Source organism: Bradyrhizobium algeriense (genome assembly GCF_003062295.1).
Lineage (GTDB): Bacteria > Pseudomonadota > Alphaproteobacteria > Rhizobiales > Xanthobacteraceae > Bradyrhizobium > Bradyrhizobium algeriense.
Genome location: NZ_PYCN01000013.1, coordinates 71,064 through 89,315, shown reverse-complemented (window position 1 = coordinate 89,315; position 18,252 = coordinate 71,064). Strand labels below are relative to the sequence as shown.

Below are 18,252 nucleotides of genomic sequence, written 5' to 3'. Positions count from 1 at the left end.
GTCTTCGCAGCGGCCGAATGATCAACGATTATGAAGCAGCGTTTTCAACGAAGAAGAGCGATCTTTCGAAGATTGGCACAAACTGTACATCACAGCAGCGCTGACTTCGGTTAGGTTGAAAGAATCAGCCTAAATAGCAGTCAAGGAAGGGGAATTTGCCGGTCATCTGATCGGGATTATCCGCAAGGTGAATGCAAAAGCCGAAGGACCGGGATTCATGGGGCGCTATCCACGGCAACGGGATTAAAGAACCGGTTTAAATGCCATGACGATGATGCTGCGGGTGGACAAGGAGCAGTGCGTTCGATCCTCCGATGATCGCGCCGGCGGCTTGGTCTGGATTCCCGGTGGCACATTTCGCATGGGATCCGACAGGCACTATCCCGAGGAGGCGCCAAGCCGCCAGGTTGCGGTCGACGGCTTCTGGATCGACCGGACGCCCGTAACGAACCGGCAATTCAGCCAATTCGTGCTGGCGACCGGCCATGTGACGACGGCGGAAGCTCCGCCCGACCCGAAGGAGTATCCCGGCGCCCTGCCGCATATGCTCCATGCAGGCTCCCTCGTGTTCATGCGGCCGAGGTCGACGTTCGATCTGTGCGACCGGAGCCAGTGGTGGTTCTTTTTGGAGGGCGCAGACTGGCGCCATCCCTATGGTCCCAAGACCAGCATCCATGGGCTCGATGATTACCCTGTCGTACACGTCTCGTTTTCCGACGCAATCGCCTATGCCAAATGGGCGGGCAAGGACCTGCCGACGGAAGCGGAATGGGAATTTGCCGCGCGCGGCGGACTGGACGGCGCTGAATTCGCCTGGGGCGACGTGTTCATGCCCGATGGCTTATCCATGGCCAACACCTGGCAGGGCGACTTTCCACGGCACAAACATAACGAAGACGGCTACGAACACACTTCCCCGGTGACGGCCTTTCCGCCCAATGGTTACGGGCTGCAAGACATGATCGGCAATGTCTGGGAATGGACTTGCGACTGGTACTCGCCGAACCGCGAAACCGACGCAGCGAAGGCGTGCTGCATTCCGCAAAATCCGCGTGGCGGCAACGAGGACGCCAGCTACGATCCTCGGCTGCCCGACATCAAAATTCCTCGCAAGGTGCTCAAGGGCGGCTCGCATCTCTGCGCGCCCAATTATTGTCGCCGCTACCGTCCCGCGGCGCGTCACGCCGAACCCGTCCATACGTCGGCCTGTCACGTTGGATTCCGCTGCGTCGCCAGGAAACCGCTCGCGTCTTGATTTTCGCCTTCGCGCCTGGCCAGGCGCAAACGGCGGTGCCGTTGGCATCAGTGGGCGGCAAGTTCGATAGAACGCCGGCTGAGGCCCGATGCGAAGGGCCTGGACGGCGGTGGACATGAAGCGGCGGGAATAGAGGGCGGTCTTTTGGTGCAAGGCCGGCCTCGCAATGCGACTCCGGCGGGAAGGAGCAGGCGGTGCCAATGTCGTCCGAACCACGCTTCCACGTCGGCTTCAGAACATCGATCATCGCGCTGTTCGTCGGCATTGTCCTGTTCGTCGGTCTGGCGCTGGTCTATCTCAGCTTCGTCCGGGTCACCTCGATCACGCGTTCCGCCGCCAGCTCGTTTCTCGACACGGTGGCGCAACTCTCGGCCGATCGCATCGATGCCCGGCTCAAGACCGCGCGCGACAGTCTCGATATCCTTCGGGGACTGACCTCGGTTCAGCAAGGAGATATCAGGGATAATCCGCGGCTGCACGTCGTGCTGGCATCGATGCTGCGAAACAACAAGCAGCTCTATAACCTCTATATCGGTTATGACGACGGCAGCTTCCTGGAGATGGATTTCATCGATCGCGCGGGCAGTGTGGGGAAATCGCGCCTCGGGGCCCCGGATGACGCCAAATTTCGCCTCGTCATCATCGCGAAGGCCGGGGATGGCGGGAAACCCGTTTCCTCCATCCATTTTCTGTCCGATACGCTCGCATCCATTTCTCAGCATCCAGGCCGCACGGACTTCGACCCGCGCGAGAGGCCGTGGTTCAAGGATGCCTACGAGCCCAACGCCGGCCTGCTCACCGAGCCCTACGTGTTCTTTGCCACCGGAGAGGCTGGCTACACGGTCCGCGTTCCGATCGACGGCGGCCGTCGCGGCGTGGTGGCGGGAGATATATTGCTCGGCGAAGCCGAAGCCATGTTGCGCAAGCAGCAAATTGGCAAATCCGGTCTCGCCTTTCTGTTTGACGATGCGGGCCGCGTGCTTGTGCATCCGGATATGCGAAACTTGATGGAAGCGGCGAACCGCAGCGGCCAGCCGGGTGAACTGCCGCGCCTCAGTGCCATCGATACCATCGGCATATCCGCCGCGATCAGTGCCTGGCGGCAGAGTGGCGTGGCGCAGCAGTTTTTCCGCGACGGCAACGGCAGGACCTATGCAGCCGCGTTCCATCCGATCGCGCTGGCCGGCGCCGCGAATCTGAACCTCGGCCTGTTTGCGCCCGTCGATGAGTTCTATGCTCAAATCGAGGGCGACCGGCGGAGGCTGTTCGTCGTCGCCATCGCCTTCGTGCTGGCCGTGCTGCCGATTGCGTTCGCGCTGGGATCGATGCTTTCGGGGTCGCTGAGGGAGCTTGCCCGGGAGACCGACAATATCCAGAAATTCCGGTTTACGAATAGTGCGCAGCTGCATTCGCCGATTCGCGAAATCGACGAACTGGGACGCTCGGTCTCCACCATGCGCACGCTGATCCGGACATTCTCGAACTTTGTTCCGAAACGTCTCGTCCAGCAACTCGTCGAAACCGGGAACGCGATGACGCTCGGCGGTACGCGGCGCGAGGTGACGATCCTGTTTACCGACGTCGCCAACTTCACCGGCATCACCGAGCATCGCGACCCGGCCCAGGTTATGCAGTTCACCTCACGCTACTTCGCGGTAATGTCAGAGGCCATCATGGCGAACAAGGGCACTGTCGACAAATTCATCGGCGACGCCGTGATGGCGATATGGAATGCGCCGATCGAGGACGACGATCATGTCGCGAATGCCTGCGCCGCGGTTCTTGCCTGCATCGAGGCCAACCGCGAACTCAATACCGAATTCGAGCGCGAGGGATGGCCCGCCTATCACACGCGGTTTGGAGTGCATGTCGGCGATGTCGTGGTCGGCAATATAGGCTCGTCCGACCGGATGAATTACACGGTACTGGGGGCGGCCGTTAATCTCGCAGCGCGCCTTGAATCCCTGAACAAGCAATACCAAACAACCGCGCTCGTGAGTGAGGCCGTCAAGCAGCGCGTCGAGCCGCGCTTCGTGTTTCGGAGCGTGGATCGAATCAAGCCCAAGGGATTCGCAGCGGAGGCCCAGGTCTACGAGCTGGTAGGGGCGAGGGCGGAAAGCGGCGTTCGCAGGGCGGTCTGACCGCGAGCGGGCATGTCCTGCCGGAGACGATCAGCCATCAGCCGGCAGCGACGGTGACAGACGCCGGGAAGGGCGCGGCCCTGCGGAAGTCGCGCGAGCCGGCACCCGACTTCGCCGTGGCAGGCCCGGGCTGGGGTGAACCTGCCTTCATGGGAGGAGGTGGCGGTCGGACACCGGCTCGCGCTTGCCGATCGTGCCGGCCAACAGAAGCGGATTCGCCGCGCGAAGGCTTTGAGAATTCCCCGATTTATCCTTCACGCCGGCTTGATACGGCGGAGCATGGCATTTTCGAGCGAAAGCCCGCCCCGGACGCGATCCGGGGTGGATGCCGGTTCGCATAGCAATCAAGTTTACGCCGATTGCGTAGACCTATCTGCGCAGAAAGCGCTTCAAAAAGATCCTATCCGAGCTGCAGCACCATCTCGATCGCAGCCGCAAATCCATCGCGCTCGTTGCTCTCGGTCACATGCGTCGCGTGCTGCTTGATGCCGTCGGCCGCATTGCCCATTGCAAATGAAACGCCGCTTTTGGCAAACATCGGCAGATCATTCTCCATGTCGCCGATGGTCGCCACCGCCGCGGCCGGAATGCCGAGCCGCCTGCTCATCGCGTCCACGAAGGTGCCCTTGTCGTGACCGGGCGGCGTGACGTCGAGATAATAGGTCTGCGAGCGGACCGCGGTGGCCTCCGCCCCGACGGCTTCCTTCATCGCCACCTCGCAACGCTGCAGCAGTGCCGCGTCCGAACTGGCGCCGACGATCTTGCAGACGCTGGCGAGATGCGGCGTGAAATCCGGGATGATGGTCGGGTCGGCCTTGATCGCCCGCTTTTCGTGCGGGACGTATTCGCCGTCGGGATTGCGCGTGTACCAGCGGTCATTGGTGAACAGCCAGATATCGACGCCGAACGCATCGAGCACGTCGAGGCTGCGCTGGGCCACAGCGGGGGCGATCAGATGCTGCTCGATCGGCCTGAGCTTGTCGTCGACGATCGAGCTGCCGTTGAAGGCGCCGACGGGAAGCGTGATCGAAAGCGGCTCGATCAGAAAACCCATGCCGATGGCCGGCCGGCTGGAGACGATGGTGAAGCCGACGCCGGCCTCATGCAGCTTGCGCACGGCCGCCTTTGCGGCATCGGTCAGGATCTTGTCCTTCGTCAACAGGGTGCCGTCGACATCGGAAACAACGAGTGCAATGCGGGTCATTGGGGAACCAGGTTCAATTGACTGACGATGTCATCCACGATTCGCTCGACCGGCGCATCGATCGATACCGTGATCGGCCGCTCGTCGGCGCCCGGTCGCTCCAGTGTCTTGAACTGGCTGGTAAGCAGGCCCGGCGGCATGAAGTGGCCCTGGCGGCTGGCAAGGCGGGCGGCGATCAGATCCTGCGTCCCGTCGAGAAAGACGATGTGGACATCGTCGCGGCCGTGCACGAGGACGTCGCGATAGGCGCGCTTCAGCGCCGAGCAGGCGATGACGGCGCGCTCACCGGCGGCCGAGAGGCGGTCGATCTCGTCAGCAATCGCCTGCAGCCACGGCCAGCGGTCTTCGTCCGTCAGCGGATGGCCGGCGCTCATCTTCTCGACGTTGCTTGCCGGGTGAAACCTGTCGCCGTCCTCGTAGCGCCAGCCGAGGCGTCCAGCGAGATGATCGGCGATGGTGCTCTTGCCCGAGCCGGAGACGCCCATCACCACCAGCGCGCAAGGAGTGTTACTGCCCACCAAAATTCTCCGGAATCGCGGCCCGGTCCACCAGCCAGACCGTCTCGCCGGTGGATCGCGCGCGGTTGGCGGGCAGGTTCTCGGCTGCGAACAGCCGCGTCAAGATCGCACGCTTATCCGCGCCCGCAACCTCGAACAGCATTTCGCGGCAGGAGGCGAGGGTGGGCAGCGTGAGGGTAACCCGCGGCACGAACGGCTCGACATTCGCTTTGGGCACGCCGACAACCCAGCGCGCGGTCTCATCGAGTGCGCCATCGCCGGGAAACAGCGACGCGGTGTGGCCGTCGGGACCGACGCCCATCAGCACGAGATCGAACAGGGGCCTGGCGCGATCAAGCGCGTCTGCGCCATAAAACGATTGCAACTCCTGTTCGTAAAGCGCGGCGCCCCGATCGGGGTCGGTGGGGTCGGCGGTCGCGGTCGGAATCGGATGGATGTTTGCCGCCGGCGCGCATCGGTCCAGGAAGGCCGTTCGCGCCATGCCCATGTTGTTGAGCGGGTCATCCGCCGGCACGAAGCGTTCGTCGCCGATGAACCAGTGCACGCGCTGCCACGGGATCCGGCTTCGATAGGCGTCGGTCGCAAGCAACTGATAGAGCTGCTTCGGGCTCGATCCGCCGGTCAGGCAGATCGCCACGCGGCCGCTGTTGGCGGCTGTTCTGGCCAGTAGATGTTCGGCGGCGGTCGCCGCCAGCGCCGCTGGATCGGTGACAGTGATCACGTGGCGATTGTCGTTCGCGGCCATCGTTCACCCGAGCTTTCGCCAGCTTCGGCCGTCGCGCCTCAACAGTTCGTTCGCGTCCTCCGGCCCTTCGCTGCCGGCCTTGTAGGTCTGCAAGCCCTCGGCGCCCGCCTTCTTCCAGGCATCGATGAACGGCTGCACCGCCTTCCAGCCGGCCTCGACGCTGTCGGCGCGCTGGAACAGGATATTGTCGCCGATCATGCAGTCATAGATCAGCGTCTCGTAGCCGGTCGAGGGCTCCGCCTTGAAATAATCCTTGTAGCGAAACTTCATCTCGACACCGTCGATCAGGATCGAGGGGCCGGGCACCTTGGTGTTGAACTGCAGCGCAATTCCCTCGTTCGGCGCGACGCCGATAACGAGGTAGTTCTGCGCCAGTGCTTCCACCGGCGTGCAGTTGAACATCGCGAACGGAGCCTGCTTGAATTTGATCGCGACTTCGGTGCGCTTGACGCCGAGCGCCTTGCCGGTGCGCAGGTAGAAGGGAACGCCGGCCCAGCGCCAGTTGTCGATGATCAGCTTCAGCGCCGCATAGGTTTCGGTGGTGCTGCCGGCTGCGACGTCCTCGATCTTCCGGTAGTCCTCGATCTGGCTATCGCCGATCCGGCCGGCCAGATACTGGCCGCGCACCGAATTCCGCAGCGCCTCTGCCTCGCTCTGGGCCTGGATCGCAGAGAGCACGTCGGCCTTTTCCGCGCGCACCGAATGCGCGTCGAACCGGATCGGCGGCTCCATCGCGACCAGCGACAGCAACTGAAACAGATGGTTCGGCACCATGTCGCGCAGCGCGCCGGTCTGGTCGTAGAAACTACCGCGGTGACCGACGCCGAGCTGTTCATTGACCGTGATCTGGACATGGTCGATGTGGTTGCGGTTCCAGATCGGCTCGAACATGCCGTTGGCGAAACGCAGCACCAAAATGTTCTGCACCGTCTCCTTGCCGAGATAGTGATCGATCCGGTAGATCTCGTGCTCATCGACGAGTTTGAGCAGTTCGCTGTTCAGCGCCCGTGCCGAAACGAGATCGGTGCCGAACGGCTTTTCCACCACCAGCCGTCGCCACGCGCCGTTCTCGGCCAGCATGCCGGTGCGGCCAAGCTCGCGGCTGATCGGCAGGAACGCGTTGGGCGGGGTCGCCAGATAGAACAGCCGGTTGCCGCCGGTGTTTCGCGCGGCTTCCAGTTCGGCGAGCTGCTTGCTCATCGCATCGAACGACGGCGGATCTTTCGGATCGGCCTCGATGCAGGTGAGGCATTGCAGCAGCCGCTGCGAAACCGCGTCGTCCACCGGCTGGGTCGCGAACTCGCGCAGGCCTTTCATCAGGCTGTCGCGCAGTTTGTCGTCCGTCATGCCCTTGCGAGCGACGCCGACCAGGCAGAACCTCTCCGGTAACAGATCGCTGGCGGCGAGGTTATAAAGCGCAGGCACGACCAGCCGGTGCGCGAGATCGCCGGTCACGCCGAAAATGACGAACGAGCAGGGATCGGGTTTTTTCTGTGCTGTCTGACCGACCGCCATGTCCGTTCAGGCCTTCGTGTCAGGTTTTTTCGGCGGCTCCTTGTGTCCACCGAAACCGGCCCGCATCGCGGACAGGATCTTTTCCGCAAAGGTGTGATCCTTGCGGGAACGGAAGCGCGCATAGAGCGCCGCCGTCAGCACTTCCGCCGGCACGGCCTCGTCGATCGCGGCATTCACGGTCCAACGGCCTTCGCCGGAATCCTCCACGAAGCCGGAGTAATTATCCAGCGTCTGGTTTTCCGCGAGCGCGGAGGATGTGAGATCGAGCAGCCAGGACGGGATCACACTGCCGCGCCGCCACACTTCGGCGATGTCGGCGATGTCGAACGCGAAGCGGTGCTCCGGCGGCAGCGCTTCGATATTGGCGTTCTTCAGAATGTCAAAGCCCTCGGCATAGGCCTGCATCAGGCCGTATTCGATGCCGTTGTGGATCATCTTGACGAAGTGTCCGGCGCCCGACGGGCCGGCGTGAATGTAGCCCTGCTCGACGCGCGGGTCGCGGCCCTCTCGGCCGGATGTGGGCGGGATGTCGCCAACGCCCGGCGCCAACGTCTTGAAGATCGGGTCGAGCCGGTCAACCACCGCCTTGTCACCGCCGATCATCATGCAATAGCCGCGCTCGATGCCCCAGACGCCGCCGCTGGTGCCGACGTCGAGATAGTGCAGGCCCTTGGCCTTCAGCGCCGCGCCGCGGCGAACGTCGTCCTGCCAGAACGTGTTGCCGCCATCGATGATGACGTCGCCGGGCTGCATCAGCTTTGCCAATGCCTCGATGGTCGCCTCGGTAATCTTGCCCGCCGGCAGCATCACCCAGGCGGTCCGCGGCTTTTCGAGTTTGGCCACGAAATCTTCCAGCGTATCGGCGCCGGTCGCGCCTTCGCCGGCGAGGCCGGCGACCGCCTTCGCATCCTTGTCGTAGACCACGGCGGTGTGGCCGTTGTTCATCAGCCGGCGGACGATATTGCCGCCCATCCGGCCGAGCCCGATCATGCCGAGTTGCATAGCCTGACTTTCCTAACTGAGCGCTTCTGCAATCGCGGCATCGAGTGCGGACAGTCCCGATCCAAGATCGCCCTTGAGATGGACGCGCAGCGCGCGCCGCCCTCGTTCGGTGAGCACGTCGAAATCGCCGCGCGCCTGCGCCGCCTTGATGATGCCGAAACTCGCCTTCTGGCCCGGCACCGGTAAATCCTCGGCGTCGTCGGCGGTGATCTGCAGGAACACGCCGCTGTCGGGGCCGCCCTTGTAGGCTTGGCCGGTGGAATGCAGGAAGCGTGGGCCGAATTCGGCGCAAGTCGCGACGTGACGCGTGTCGCGCACCGCAAGCCGCATCTTCTGCAGCGAACCGATCGTGCCGGGGTCTCGCGCGATATAGGCGAGCAGGGCGACATAGTCGCCGCTGTCCGAACGCGACAGATGCGCCTTGATCCAGGAGCCGAGCGTGCCGTCGGCGCCGGCCTTGCGCAGTTCGGCCGCGTTGTGCGCGTCGGTGTAGAGATCGGCTTCATCGGTCGAGATCACAGGCTTCTCCGCAGGCAGCGCGCCGGTCTTCTCGAACGCGCTAGTCAGCTCGCGGGTCTTGATCTTGGCTGCTTCCACATCGGGCTGGTTGAACGGGTTGATGCTAAGGATCGCGCCCGCCACGGCGGTGGCCATCTCAAACCGGAAAAATTCCTGGCCGATATGGTCGATCGATTTCATCACGATGCGGACCACGGGGTGACCTGCCTCCTCAAGCGCCTTGAGCCGGTCATCATGCGAGGCTTCGTCCTCGCCTTCGGTACGGATATCGATGAAGAAACGGTCGTTGCCGTAGAGCGATGGCGCGCCGAGCGGCTCGCCGTCGATCGGGATCAGGCCCTTGCCGTCCTTGCCGGTGGATTCGGCAATCAGTTGTTCGGCCCAGGCGCCGAAATCGGCGACTTTCTCCGACGAGGTGATCGTCACCTTGTCGCGGCCTTCGAGGCCGGCGAGACCCATCGCCAGGCCGAGCTGCACGCCCGGGTTTTCATGCGGCGGCACGTCGGCGCCGCAGGAGCGCACCATCGCGAGCGCGTGCGTGATCAGGCTGCGAACGTCGATACCGGCCGCCGCCGCCGGTACCAGCCCGAACGGCGACAGCACGGAATAGCGTCCGCCGATCGCGGGATCGCCATGGAAGATGCGGGCAAAGCCTTGGCTGATCGCACCCTTCTCCAGCGACGAGTCGGGATCGGTGACGGCGATGAAACGATGCCCGGCCTTGTCCTTGCCGATGGTCCTGGAGACGCGATCGAAGAAATAATCCTTCATCACGTTCGGCTCGGTAGTGCCGCCCGATTTGCTGGAGACAATGAACAGCGTGTGGGCGAGATCGACTGTCTCCTCCATCGCGCGCACCTGCGCTGGATCGGTGGAATCGAGCACATGCAGTTTTGGGAAGCCGGATTTCCTGGCAAACGTTTCCGCCAGCACTTCCGGCCCGAGGCTCGATCCGCCCATGCCGAGCACCACGGCATCGCTGAAATTCTGTCCCTTCACGCGGCGGGCAAAATCCTCGTAGTCGGCGACGTCGGCGGCTGCAGGGCTGTTCAGCCAGCCCAGCCATTTGTTTTCGTCATCATCGGTCCAGACCGATTTGTCCTTCTGCCACAGCCGGCGGATTGTCGCCGATGCGCGCCAGTCCTCGGTGCTCTTCTCGACCGCCTTGCGGATGCCGTCGCCGAGTGCGAGCTGCTGACGGTCGATGCCGCTGCCGAGCGTGGTCGCGCGCTTGTATGCGACTGCGCCATAGAGCTTGTCGGCAGAGTCCGCGAACAGCTTGACGCCGTCCTTGACCAGCTCCGCCGTGATGGCGTCGAGCGAGATGCCGGATTTTTCGAGCTCGTCCAGCACGCGCCTTGCGTCCTCGATATTTTCCTCGAGGCTGTCCCTAACCTGGCCATGGTCGCGGAATGCATCGAGCGTTGCCGGCGGCACGGTGTTGACGGTGTTGGGGCCGATCAACTCCTCGACATACAGCACGTCGCTATAGTCCTTGTTCTTGGTGCCGGTGGACGCCCACAGCAGGCGCTGCGGCTTTGCGCCCTTGACCGCGAGCTTCTCCCAACGGGGGCCTGCGAACAGCCGCTTGTAGTCCTGATAGGCGAGCTTGGCGTTGGCGACGGCAACCTTGCCCTTCAGCGCGCTCAGCCGTTCCTTTTCGCTGGGATCATTGGCCCTCGCGATCTTCTCGTCGAGCTGCTTGTCGACCGCGGTATCGATGCGGCTGACGAAGAAGGAAGCGACGCTGGCGACAGGCGCGGGATCGCCGCCGTTGGCGACGAGTTTTTCAAGGCCGGCGATATAGGCCTCCGCCACCTCGCGATAGACCTCTTGCGCGAACAGCAGTGTGATGTTGATGCTGATACCTTCGCCGATCAGATGTTCGATCGCAGGCAGCCCTTCCGGCGTGGCCGGGACCTTGACCATCAAATTCTGCCGCTTGACGTCCTTCCAGAGCCGTTCGGCTTCCGCAATGGTCCCCTTGGTATCCATCGCCAGATAGGGCGAGACCTCGAGGCTGACGAAACCGTCATTGCCGTTCAAGCGGTCGTAAACCGGGCGCAGCACGTCGGCCGCGTTCTGGATGTCCTCGACGGCGAGCGCCTCGAACAGGTCGGCGACGGGGCGGTCGCCCGCCTTCAGCGCGTGGCCGATTGCGCCGTCATATTCGTCCGAACTGCCGATCGCCTTTTCGAAGATCGAGGGGTTCGATGTCACGCCCTTGACGCCGTCGGTATCGATCAGCGCCTTGAGGTCGCCCTTGGCGACGAAGCCGCGGGCGAGGAAGTCCAGCCAGATCGCCTGGCCATGGTTTTCGAGTGTTTTGACGGGATTCATGGTGCCTGTTCTGTTTAATCGGCCGATTTTTGGGTTTCCGGCAGCTTTCGGGGGCAGGGCCGGAAAGTCAACATTTGGTTGGGTTTGCCGCTGGATGGAATGGGGCAGTCCGGGACGATAACGCCGTTGACACGGGTTCGATCCCGAAAATGGCTGGCCTTGTCGGCCTCGATACGACCGGGCCGGTCGAACCAGCTTTCGGAATGGCGACACCAACGGGCACAAGCACGAAGTCGTGAAGGAGGCCGTCATGATCAATCGTTTCTTGCGTTTCTCGGCCCCCGCCTGCGTCGTGCTTTGGTGCGGCGTGATCGTGCTTGGTGCGGCCGCGGCGGAAGCGGCCGGCATCGGCGTGCATCTGAGGGTTCATGCGCAAAACGTTCCGCGGGCGGTTGCGGGGGGACACAATCCGCATGTCGGCGTGGGAGCGGGCGCGCAGGCGGCGTCGCGACTGCTTCCGAACACAAGAAGTATTCAGCTCGATACAGCGGGCGAAAGTGCGGCGATCAAATCGCGCAAATGAGCGATCGATGTGAAAGGTTCACGTCAATCGCAAGATCAGACGGACTAAGGCCTCAAGGTCGGAGGTAAAGATAACCTTGCGATTGCAACTCGGCGATCCGTACCACGCCGCCCCGCTCGGCGGCGATGAAGCCCGGCAGCAAATCCTTCAGCGTGACATTCTGGGACTTCATGGTGTTGCCGCAGGCGGCGAGTTCGAGATCGGCTTTGGCGAATTGACCGACGCGCTTCGAAAGATCGGGGTTGGCGGAAGCCGAGTGAAACGCGCGCAACGCCTGGCCGTGAACCACCAGCGCGATCGTGACATGGTCGGGACCGCCGACGCCGTCGAGATGGTTCTGGATGTTGCCCAGCACGAAGCTGACCTTGTCGAGGTCGTTGAGGTGGTAGACGACTTTCAATTTTGCCGAAGGTGCTGCCTCGCCAGCCGCGCTGGCGCGAGAGGCGGCAAAGGCTGCGCCGAAAGCCGAAATCGCGCCCCACAAGATATTGCGTCGATGCATGAAAATCTTTCCGGCCAAAGTGGTGTGGGTCACAGACCAAAGTAGTGAGGCGTACCAACCTATGTAGTATGGCTCATTTGTGCCGGAGTGCCGCAAGCTCCTTGCGATCCGTCACCAACTCGGAGCATTCGTGCAGATCGGCGCGATCAACGCGGAAGATCTTGTCGTCGGCGCCGGCAACCAGATCATTGCTGGCGTCCTCGTCGGGCTTGTTGCGTTCCCAGATCCTGATCCGCTCCAGCCGGATCAGCGCGGATTTGTCGTCCTTCATCGCCACGCTAATGCCGCCGCCTTCGCAATCGACGCCGCAGCCAAGTCGAATTTCAGCGCCGGTGTTTTCGGCGACAATGTGACTGCAGTAGCCGCTGGAATCGAAATTGCCGGCGCGGTGGCGATATTTGAAGCCGAGGCGGAACGAATAATTGACGGTCTTGTCTTCCGGTGCGTGTTCGGCCGTCACCAGCAGCTTCATCGCGCTGACCTTCTGCTTCGGATGCTGCGCCAGATGGCTGGCGTCATAACGACGCACGAAGCAGGCATAGGTCTTGTGGCTGAACGGGCCGCCGAACATCTGAGTATAGAAGGCGGTGGCTTTGGCTTTGTCGACGCCTTCCTGGGCGTGACAGGCATGGGCTCCGATGACGGAGGCAAATGCGGCGGCTATGCAGGCGTATTTCATGGCAGACTCGGGCTAAACGCGCGGCATGTTACTTTAGTTGCAGTTGGCGCCGGGTGCGTTCAACACCCGGTCCGCGATGAACGCGTGTTAATCTTGGCCTTATTTGCCGCTGACCGGCCGTCCGAAGGTCACAAAAGGCGCGGTTATCGCGCGTCCGGGCCGTTTCAGAGCCCCGAAGTGCTCTGTTTGGCTGTTCGGGGTTTGCCAGGCGGATGCAGATTCGAGCCGCGTGACCGCTCAGATTCCTTAAAAAATCCCTTACGGCGTGCTCAGTACTTCCCCGGTAAAAAATGTTGCAGCACGGCTACAACGCGAGCGAAATGGCACCGTATCTTTACGAGGAGGAGGCCGTTAGCACGACTATTGCATTGCATTGTGAAGTCGCTCGCGTGTCCAATCGACCCATGTGCTGATTGTGATTCGCGAACGGAAGCTGTGGCGCTCCGACACTGGAACCCGAGTGGTGCGTCCGGCATTTACAGGTGACCATGGAGAGACGGATCATGTACAACGATTCTCTGTTCAATGCTTTCGCCCGGTCCTTCGAAGCTCGAAGCCAGACCGACATGTCGATGGCCGAATATCTGGAGTCGTGTCGAAGCGATCCGATGCGATATGCCAATGCGACCGAACGACTACTAGCTGCGATCGGTGAGCCTCAGATGATTGACACGGCCAAGGACCCTCGCCTTGGCCGTATCTTTTTGAATCGCACGATGCGGCTCTATCCGGCTTTCGCCGGCTTCTACGGGATGGAAGACACGATCGAGCGCATCGTCGGGTTCTTCCGCCACGCGGCGCAGGGCCTCGAAGAGCGCAAGCAGATACTTTATCTGCTCGGGCCTGTCGGTGGTGGAAAGTCGTCACTTGCCGAACGCCTCAAGTCGTTGATGGAAGTCCACCCCATTTACGTGTTGAAGGCCGGTGACGAACTCAGCCCGGTATTCGAAAGCCCGCTCAGCCTGTTCGATCCGGAATCGCTCGGGCCGATGCTCGAGGAAAAGTACGGCATTCCGCGCCGCCGCCTCAGCGGACTGATGAGTCCGTGGTGCTACAAGCGCCTCGAAGCCTTCGGCGGCGACATCTCGCAATTCCGCGTCGCCAGGATCCAGCCGTCGCGGCTGCGCCAGATCGCGATCGCGAAGACGGAGCCCGGCGACGAAAATAATCAGGACATCTCCTCGCTCGTCGGCAAGGTCGATATCCGCAAACTGGAGATCTTCGCCCAGAACGACCCTGATGCCTACAGCTATTCCGGCGGGCTCAATCGCGCCAATCAGGGCATCCTTGAATTCGTCGAAATGTTCAAGGCGCCGATCAAGATGCTGCATCCGCTGCTGACTGCGACGCAGGAGGGTAACTACATCGGCTCCGAAAATATCGGCGCTATTCCCTTCACCGGCATCATTCTCGCGCACTCCAACGAGTCGGAATGGCAAAACTTCAAGGCCAACAAGAACAACGAAGCCTTCATCGACCGTATCTGCGTCATCAAGGTGCCGTACTCCCTGCGTGTCACCGAAGAGCAGAAGATCTACGAAAAGCTGATCCAGGGCTCCGAACTGGCTACCGCGCCCTGCGCCCCGGCCACGCTTGAAACGATGGCGCGCTTCTCGGTGATGTCGCGGTTGCGCAAGCACGAGAACTCGACCGTGTTCGCCAAGATGCGGATCTACGATGGTGAAAGCCTCAAGGAATCCGATCCGAAGGCGCGCAGCGTTCAGGAATACAGGGACGCCGCCGGCGTCGACGAAGGCATGGACGGTGTTTCGACCCGCTTTGCCTTCAAGGTTCTCGCCGCGACCTTCAACCACGACACCAGCGAGGTCGGTGCTGACGCGGTCCATCTGATGTACACGCTGGAGCAGGCGATCCGGCGCGAGCAGCTTCCCGACGAAGTCGAGAAGCGTTACCTCGAGTTCATCAAGGCCGAACTGGCGCCGCGCTATGCCGAATTCATCGGGCATGAGATCCAGAAGGCCTATCTGGAATCCTATTCGGACTACGGCCAGAACCTGTTCGATCGCTATGTCGACTATGCCGATGCCTGGATCGAGGATCAGGATTTCAAGGATCCCGACACCGGACAACTGCTCGATCGCGAACTGCTCAATCAGGAGCTGACCAAGATCGAGAAGCCGGCCGGCATCGCCAATCCGAAGGACTTCCGCAATGAGGTCGTCAAGTTCTCGCTGCGGTCGCGGGCCCAGAACAGCGGCAAGAATCCTGCGTGGACCAGCTACGAGAAGATTCGCGAAGTGATCGAAAAGCGGATATTCTCCCAGGTCGAGGATCTGCTGCCCGTCATTTCCTTCGGCTCAAAGAAGGACGGCGAGACCGAAAAGAAGCATGACGACTTCGTCGCGCGCATGGTCGAGCGTGGCTATACCGAGCGGCAAGTCCGCCGGCTGGTCGAGTGGTACATGCGCGTAAAACAGGCTGGCTGAGGCGGATGAAACGTGGTCATTCACATTGTCGACCGGCGCCTGAATCCGGGTAGCAAGAGTCTCGAGAATCGGCAGCGCTTTCTGCGCCGGGCCAAGGCGCTGGTTCAGGGGGCGGTGAAGAAGTCGTCGCAGGACCGGGACATCAAGGATGTCCTGGAAGGCGGCGAGGTCAGCGTGCCGATCGATGGCATGGACGAGCCGCGCTTTCGCCGCGAGGGCGGCACGCGCGACATGGTGCTGCCTGGAAACAAGAAGTTCATCGAGGGCGATATTCTTCCGCGGCCGAACCCGAGCGGTGGCAAGGGCAGGGGTGCGGGCGAGGGCGACAGCGAAGATACGTTCCGCTTCGTTCTCAGCCGCGACGAGTTTGTCGACCTGTTCCTGGACGATTTGGAATTGCCCGATCTCGCCAAGCGAAAGCTGGCCGAGGTCGAAAGCCAGGGTATTCGCCGGGCGGGCTACACAACCTCCGGCTCGCCCGCCAACATTTCGGTGAGCCGAACGGTAAGTCGCGCCCTGGCGCGGCGCGTCGCGCTGCGGCGGCCGAGGCCGGAGGTGCTGGCGGCGCTCGAGGCGGAGCTTAAGGATTGCAGCGACGAGGCGCGCCGCGCCGAACTCATGGCCGAGATCGAAGCTCTGAAGGTAAAAATACGCCGCATTCCGTTCATCGATCCGATCGATATCCGCTACCGGCGTTTCGAGACGGTGCCGAAGCCCGTGGCTCAGGCCGTCATGTTTTGCCTGATGGACGTCTCCGGTTCGATGACCGAGCATATGAAGGATCTGGCCAAGCGCTTCTATATGCTGCTCTACGTGTTCCTGAAGCGGCGCTATCGCCACGTCGAGATCGTTTTCATCCGGCATACCGACCGGGCCGAAGAGGTCGACGAGCAGACGTTCTTTTACGGAGCGGCTTCCGGCGGCACGCTGGTATCGAGCGCGCTGCAGGCGATGCACGACATCGTGCGGTCGCGGTTCCGGCCGGCGGACTGGAATATCTATGCCGCGCAGGCTTCCGACGGCGACAATTCCTATGCGGACGGCGAGGTCACCAGCCGGCTCCTGACCGACATGATCCTGCCGGTTACCCAGTTTTTTGCCTATCTGGAAGTCGGCCAGGAGAACGGCCTGTCCTACGAAATGCCCAATTCGTCGCTCTGGACCCTTTACGAGGGCCTGCGCGCGAGCGGCGCGCCGCTATCGATGCGCAAGGTCAACGAACGCAGCGAGATCTTTCCGGTGTTTCACGATCTCTTCCAGCGCCGTAGCCAGCAGGAAAGGACCGGGTCATGACCGCAACCGATCAGTTGCTGTTTCAGGGCGCCGACTGGGATTTCCGGACGCTGCAGCGGGTCTGCGACGCCTGCGAGCAGATTGCGCGGGACGAGTTGGGGCTCGATGTCTATCCCAACCAGATCGAGGTCATTACCGCCGAGCAGATGCTGGACGCCTATTCGTCGGTCGGCATGCCGCTGTTCTACAAGCATTGGTCGTTCGGCAAGCACTTTGCCTTTCAGGAGGCGTCCTATCGCAAGGGGCTGATGGGGCTGGCCTACGAAATTGTCATCAACTCGTCGCCGTGCATTTCCTACCTGATGGAAGAAAATACCGCGACGATGCAGACGCTCGTCATCGCGCATGCCGCCTTCGGCCACAATCATTTCTTCAAAAACAACTATCTGTTCAAGCAATGGACCGACGCCGACGGCATTCTGGATTATCTCGAATTCGCCAAACGCTATGTGGCGCATTGCGAGGAACGCCACGGCCGGTTGGCGGTCGAGCATACGCTCGATGCCGCGCACGCTCTTATGTCGCACGGCATCGATCGCTATCCCGGCAAGAAGAGTCTCGACCTGCGCGCCGAGGAAAAGCGGGCGGGAAGGCGCCGCGCTCATGAGGAGAGCGCCTTCAACGATTTGTGGCGCACCGTTCCGGCCGGTAAAGTGAAGAGCGACGCAATACTGGACGTCGAGCGCCGTCGCCAGATGCTCGGCCTGCCGCAGGAAAACTTGCTGTATTTTCTCGAGAAGACGGCGCCGCGCCTGCGCCCCTGGCAGCGCGAAATACTGCGGATCGTGCGGCACATCGCGCAGTATTTCTATCCGCAGAGCCAGACCAAGGTGATGAACGAGGGCACGGCGACCTACGTTCACTATCAGATCATGAACCGGCTGCACCAGCAGGGACGGCTGACGGACGGCAATTTCCTCGAATTCCTGCAGTCGCACACCAACGTCGTGTTCCAGCCCGAATTCGACGATCCGCGCTATTCCGGCTTCAACCCGTATGCGCTGGGATTTGCGATGATGCAGGACATCGAGCGCATCGTCACCAATCCGGACGCCGAGGATCACGAGTGGTTTCCGGATATCGCCGGCAAGGGCGATGCCATGGGTGTGTTGCGCGACATCTGGGCCAATTATCGCGATGAAAGCTTCATCAGCCAGTTCATGAGCCCGAGGCTGATGCGGCACTTCCGCCTGTTCCATCTGCATGACGATCCGGAGGAGCGCAGCGGTATCCTGGTCGACGCCATCCACAACGAGCGCGGTTACCGCCGGCTGCGGCGCGAACTGGCGCGGCAATACGACGTCGGCTTCATCGACGCCAACATCGAAGTCGTCGACGTCGACCTCGCCGGCGATCGTCGCCTGATGTTGCGCCACACCGTGGTGAAGGGCGCCCAGCTCAGCGAAGCCGACGCCAAGCGCGTGCTGCAGCACCTTGCCGATCTCTGGAGCTATGACGTGTCGCTCGTCGAGACCGACGGGGCCGGCAAGGTCATGAAGGAGTATGTCGCAAACCCGCGGAACATCGCCGTGGCAGCGTAGCTGGGTTTGCTGCGTGATGAATCCCCTC

The 18,252-nt window shown here is 62.0% G+C and carries 14 protein-coding genes; 6 read left to right on the top strand and 8 right to left on the bottom strand.

Annotation, left to right across the window (positions count from 1 at the left end):
- Window positions 1-274: 274 nt before the first annotated feature.
- Both C7G61_RS23745 and C7G61_RS23740 read left to right on the top strand, forming a co-directional pair.
- Window positions 275-1,255 (top strand): formylglycine-generating enzyme family protein, encoded by a 981-nt coding sequence (locus C7G61_RS23745; RefSeq protein WP_108519178.1) that lies wholly within the window; start codon window positions 275-277, stop codon window positions 1,253-1,255.
- Between the two features lie 200 nt (window positions 1,256-1,455).
- A complete protein-coding gene (locus C7G61_RS23740; protein ID WP_108519013.1) occupies window positions 1,456-3,396 on the top strand; it encodes an adenylate/guanylate cyclase domain-containing protein in 1,941 nt (646 codons plus the stop codon).
- 400 nt (window positions 3,397-3,796) lie between these two features.
- Here the strand turns inward: C7G61_RS23740 and C7G61_RS23735 are convergent, their stop codons facing one another.
- Genes C7G61_RS23735 through C7G61_RS23710 form a run of 6 tightly spaced genes read right to left on the bottom strand, consistent with a single transcriptional unit; the run spans window position 3,797 to window position 11,239 of the window.
- Window positions 3,797-4,600, bottom strand: a complete 804-nt coding sequence (locus tag C7G61_RS23735) for a Cof-type HAD-IIB family hydrolase (protein ID WP_108519011.1) — start codon at window positions 4,598-4,600, stop codon at window positions 3,797-3,799.
- Window positions 4,597-5,085 carry a gluconokinase gene (locus C7G61_RS23730; RefSeq protein ID WP_108519177.1) on the bottom strand — a complete coding sequence of 163 codons (489 nt, stop codon included), beginning with the start codon at window positions 5,083-5,085 and terminating at the stop codon, window positions 4,597-4,599. The genes C7G61_RS23735 and C7G61_RS23730 overlap by 4 nt, the downstream gene beginning before the upstream one ends.
- Before the next feature lie 22 nt (window positions 5,086-5,107).
- Window positions 5,108-5,863, bottom strand: a complete 756-nt coding sequence (gene pgl / locus C7G61_RS23725) for a 6-phosphogluconolactonase (RefSeq protein ID WP_108519009.1) — start codon at window positions 5,861-5,863, stop codon at window positions 5,108-5,110.
- A 3-nt stretch (window positions 5,864-5,866) separates the two neighbouring features.
- Window positions 5,867-7,378: a glucose-6-phosphate dehydrogenase gene (zwf, locus tag C7G61_RS23720; RefSeq protein ID WP_108519007.1), complete on the bottom strand. Its 1,512-nt coding sequence runs from the start codon at window positions 7,376-7,378 to the stop codon at window positions 5,867-5,869.
- A 6-nt stretch (window positions 7,379-7,384) separates the two neighbouring features.
- Entirely contained in the window at window positions 7,385-8,380 is a 996-nt protein-coding gene (gnd, locus tag C7G61_RS23715) for a phosphogluconate dehydrogenase (NAD(+)-dependent, decarboxylating) (RefSeq protein WP_108519005.1), read from the bottom strand.
- A gap of 12 nt (window positions 8,381-8,392) precedes the next feature.
- Entirely contained in the window at window positions 8,393-11,239 is a 2,847-nt protein-coding gene (locus tag C7G61_RS23710) for a bifunctional transaldolase/phosoglucose isomerase (RefSeq protein ID WP_108519003.1), read from the bottom strand.
- A gap of 250 nt (window positions 11,240-11,489) precedes the next feature.
- Here C7G61_RS23710 and C7G61_RS23705 point away from each other — a divergent pair, with 250 nt between their 5' ends.
- Window positions 11,490-11,762: a hypothetical protein gene (locus tag C7G61_RS23705; protein WP_145963674.1), complete on the top strand. Its 273-nt coding sequence runs from the start codon at window positions 11,490-11,492 to the stop codon at window positions 11,760-11,762.
- A 52-nt stretch (window positions 11,763-11,814) separates the two neighbouring features.
- Here C7G61_RS23705 and C7G61_RS23700 read toward each other — a convergent pair whose 3' ends face one another.
- Both C7G61_RS23700 and C7G61_RS23695 read right to left on the bottom strand, forming a co-directional pair.
- Window positions 11,815-12,264, bottom strand: a complete 450-nt coding sequence (locus C7G61_RS23700; protein ID WP_108518999.1) for a DsrE family protein — start codon at window positions 12,262-12,264, stop codon at window positions 11,815-11,817.
- Between the two features lie 73 nt (window positions 12,265-12,337).
- Window positions 12,338-12,943, bottom strand: a complete 606-nt coding sequence (locus C7G61_RS23695; protein WP_108518997.1) for a hypothetical protein — start codon at window positions 12,941-12,943, stop codon at window positions 12,338-12,340.
- Between the two features lie 503 nt (window positions 12,944-13,446).
- Here C7G61_RS23695 and C7G61_RS23690 point away from each other — a divergent pair.
- The 3 genes from C7G61_RS23690 to C7G61_RS23680 are packed head-to-tail and all read left to right on the top strand — an operon-like array spanning window position 13,447 to window position 18,224.
- Window positions 13,447-15,390, top strand: coding sequence for a PrkA family serine protein kinase (locus C7G61_RS23690; protein ID WP_108518995.1), 1,944 nt, complete (start codon window positions 13,447-13,449; stop codon window positions 15,388-15,390).
- A 12-nt stretch (window positions 15,391-15,402) separates the two neighbouring features.
- A complete protein-coding gene (locus C7G61_RS23685) occupies window positions 15,403-16,683 on the top strand; it encodes a YeaH/YhbH family protein (protein ID WP_108518992.1) in 1,281 nt (426 codons plus the stop codon).
- On the top strand, window positions 16,680-18,224 hold the full coding sequence (locus tag C7G61_RS23680) for a SpoVR family protein (protein ID WP_108518990.1): 1,545 nt from the start codon (window positions 16,680-16,682) through the stop codon (window positions 18,222-18,224). Before C7G61_RS23685 ends, C7G61_RS23680 begins: the two co-directional genes overlap by 4 nt.
- Window positions 18,225-18,252: the final 28 nt, after the last annotated feature.

Excerpts from the sequence above, each read along its gene's own strand:
- C7G61_RS23745 (WP_108519178.1), top strand. The coding sequence starts at position 275 with ATGCTGCGGGTGGACAAGGAGCAGTGCGTTCGATCCTCCGATGATCGC.
- C7G61_RS23740 (WP_108519013.1), top strand. The coding sequence starts at position 1,456 with ATGTCGTCCGAACCACGCTTCCACGTCGGCTTCAGAACATCGATCATC.
- C7G61_RS23735 (WP_108519011.1), bottom strand. The coding sequence starts at position 4,600 with ATGACCCGCATTGCACTCGTTGTTTCCGATGTCGACGGCACCCTGTTG.
- C7G61_RS23730 (WP_108519177.1), bottom strand. The coding sequence starts at position 5,085 with ATGGGCGTCTCCGGCTCGGGCAAGAGCACCATCGCCGATCATCTCGCT.
- pgl (WP_108519009.1), bottom strand. The coding sequence starts at position 5,863 with ATGGCCGCGAACGACAATCGCCACGTGATCACTGTCACCGATCCAGCG.
- zwf (WP_108519007.1), bottom strand. The coding sequence starts at position 7,378 with ATGGCGGTCGGTCAGACAGCACAGAAAAAACCCGATCCCTGCTCGTTC.
- gnd (WP_108519005.1), bottom strand. The coding sequence starts at position 8,380 with ATGCAACTCGGCATGATCGGGCTCGGCCGGATGGGCGGCAATATCGTC.
- C7G61_RS23710 (WP_108519003.1), bottom strand. The coding sequence starts at position 11,239 with ATGAATCCCGTCAAAACACTCGAAAACCATGGCCAGGCGATCTGGCTG.
- C7G61_RS23705 (WP_145963674.1), top strand. The coding sequence starts at position 11,490 with ATGATCAATCGTTTCTTGCGTTTCTCGGCCCCCGCCTGCGTCGTGCTT.
- C7G61_RS23700 (WP_108518999.1), bottom strand. The coding sequence starts at position 12,264 with ATGCATCGACGCAATATCTTGTGGGGCGCGATTTCGGCTTTCGGCGCA.
- C7G61_RS23695 (WP_108518997.1), bottom strand. The coding sequence starts at position 12,943 with ATGAAATACGCCTGCATAGCCGCCGCATTTGCCTCCGTCATCGGAGCC.
- C7G61_RS23690 (WP_108518995.1), top strand. The coding sequence starts at position 13,447 with ATGTACAACGATTCTCTGTTCAATGCTTTCGCCCGGTCCTTCGAAGCT.
- C7G61_RS23680 (WP_108518990.1), top strand. The coding sequence starts at position 16,680 with ATGACCGCAACCGATCAGTTGCTGTTTCAGGGCGCCGACTGGGATTTC.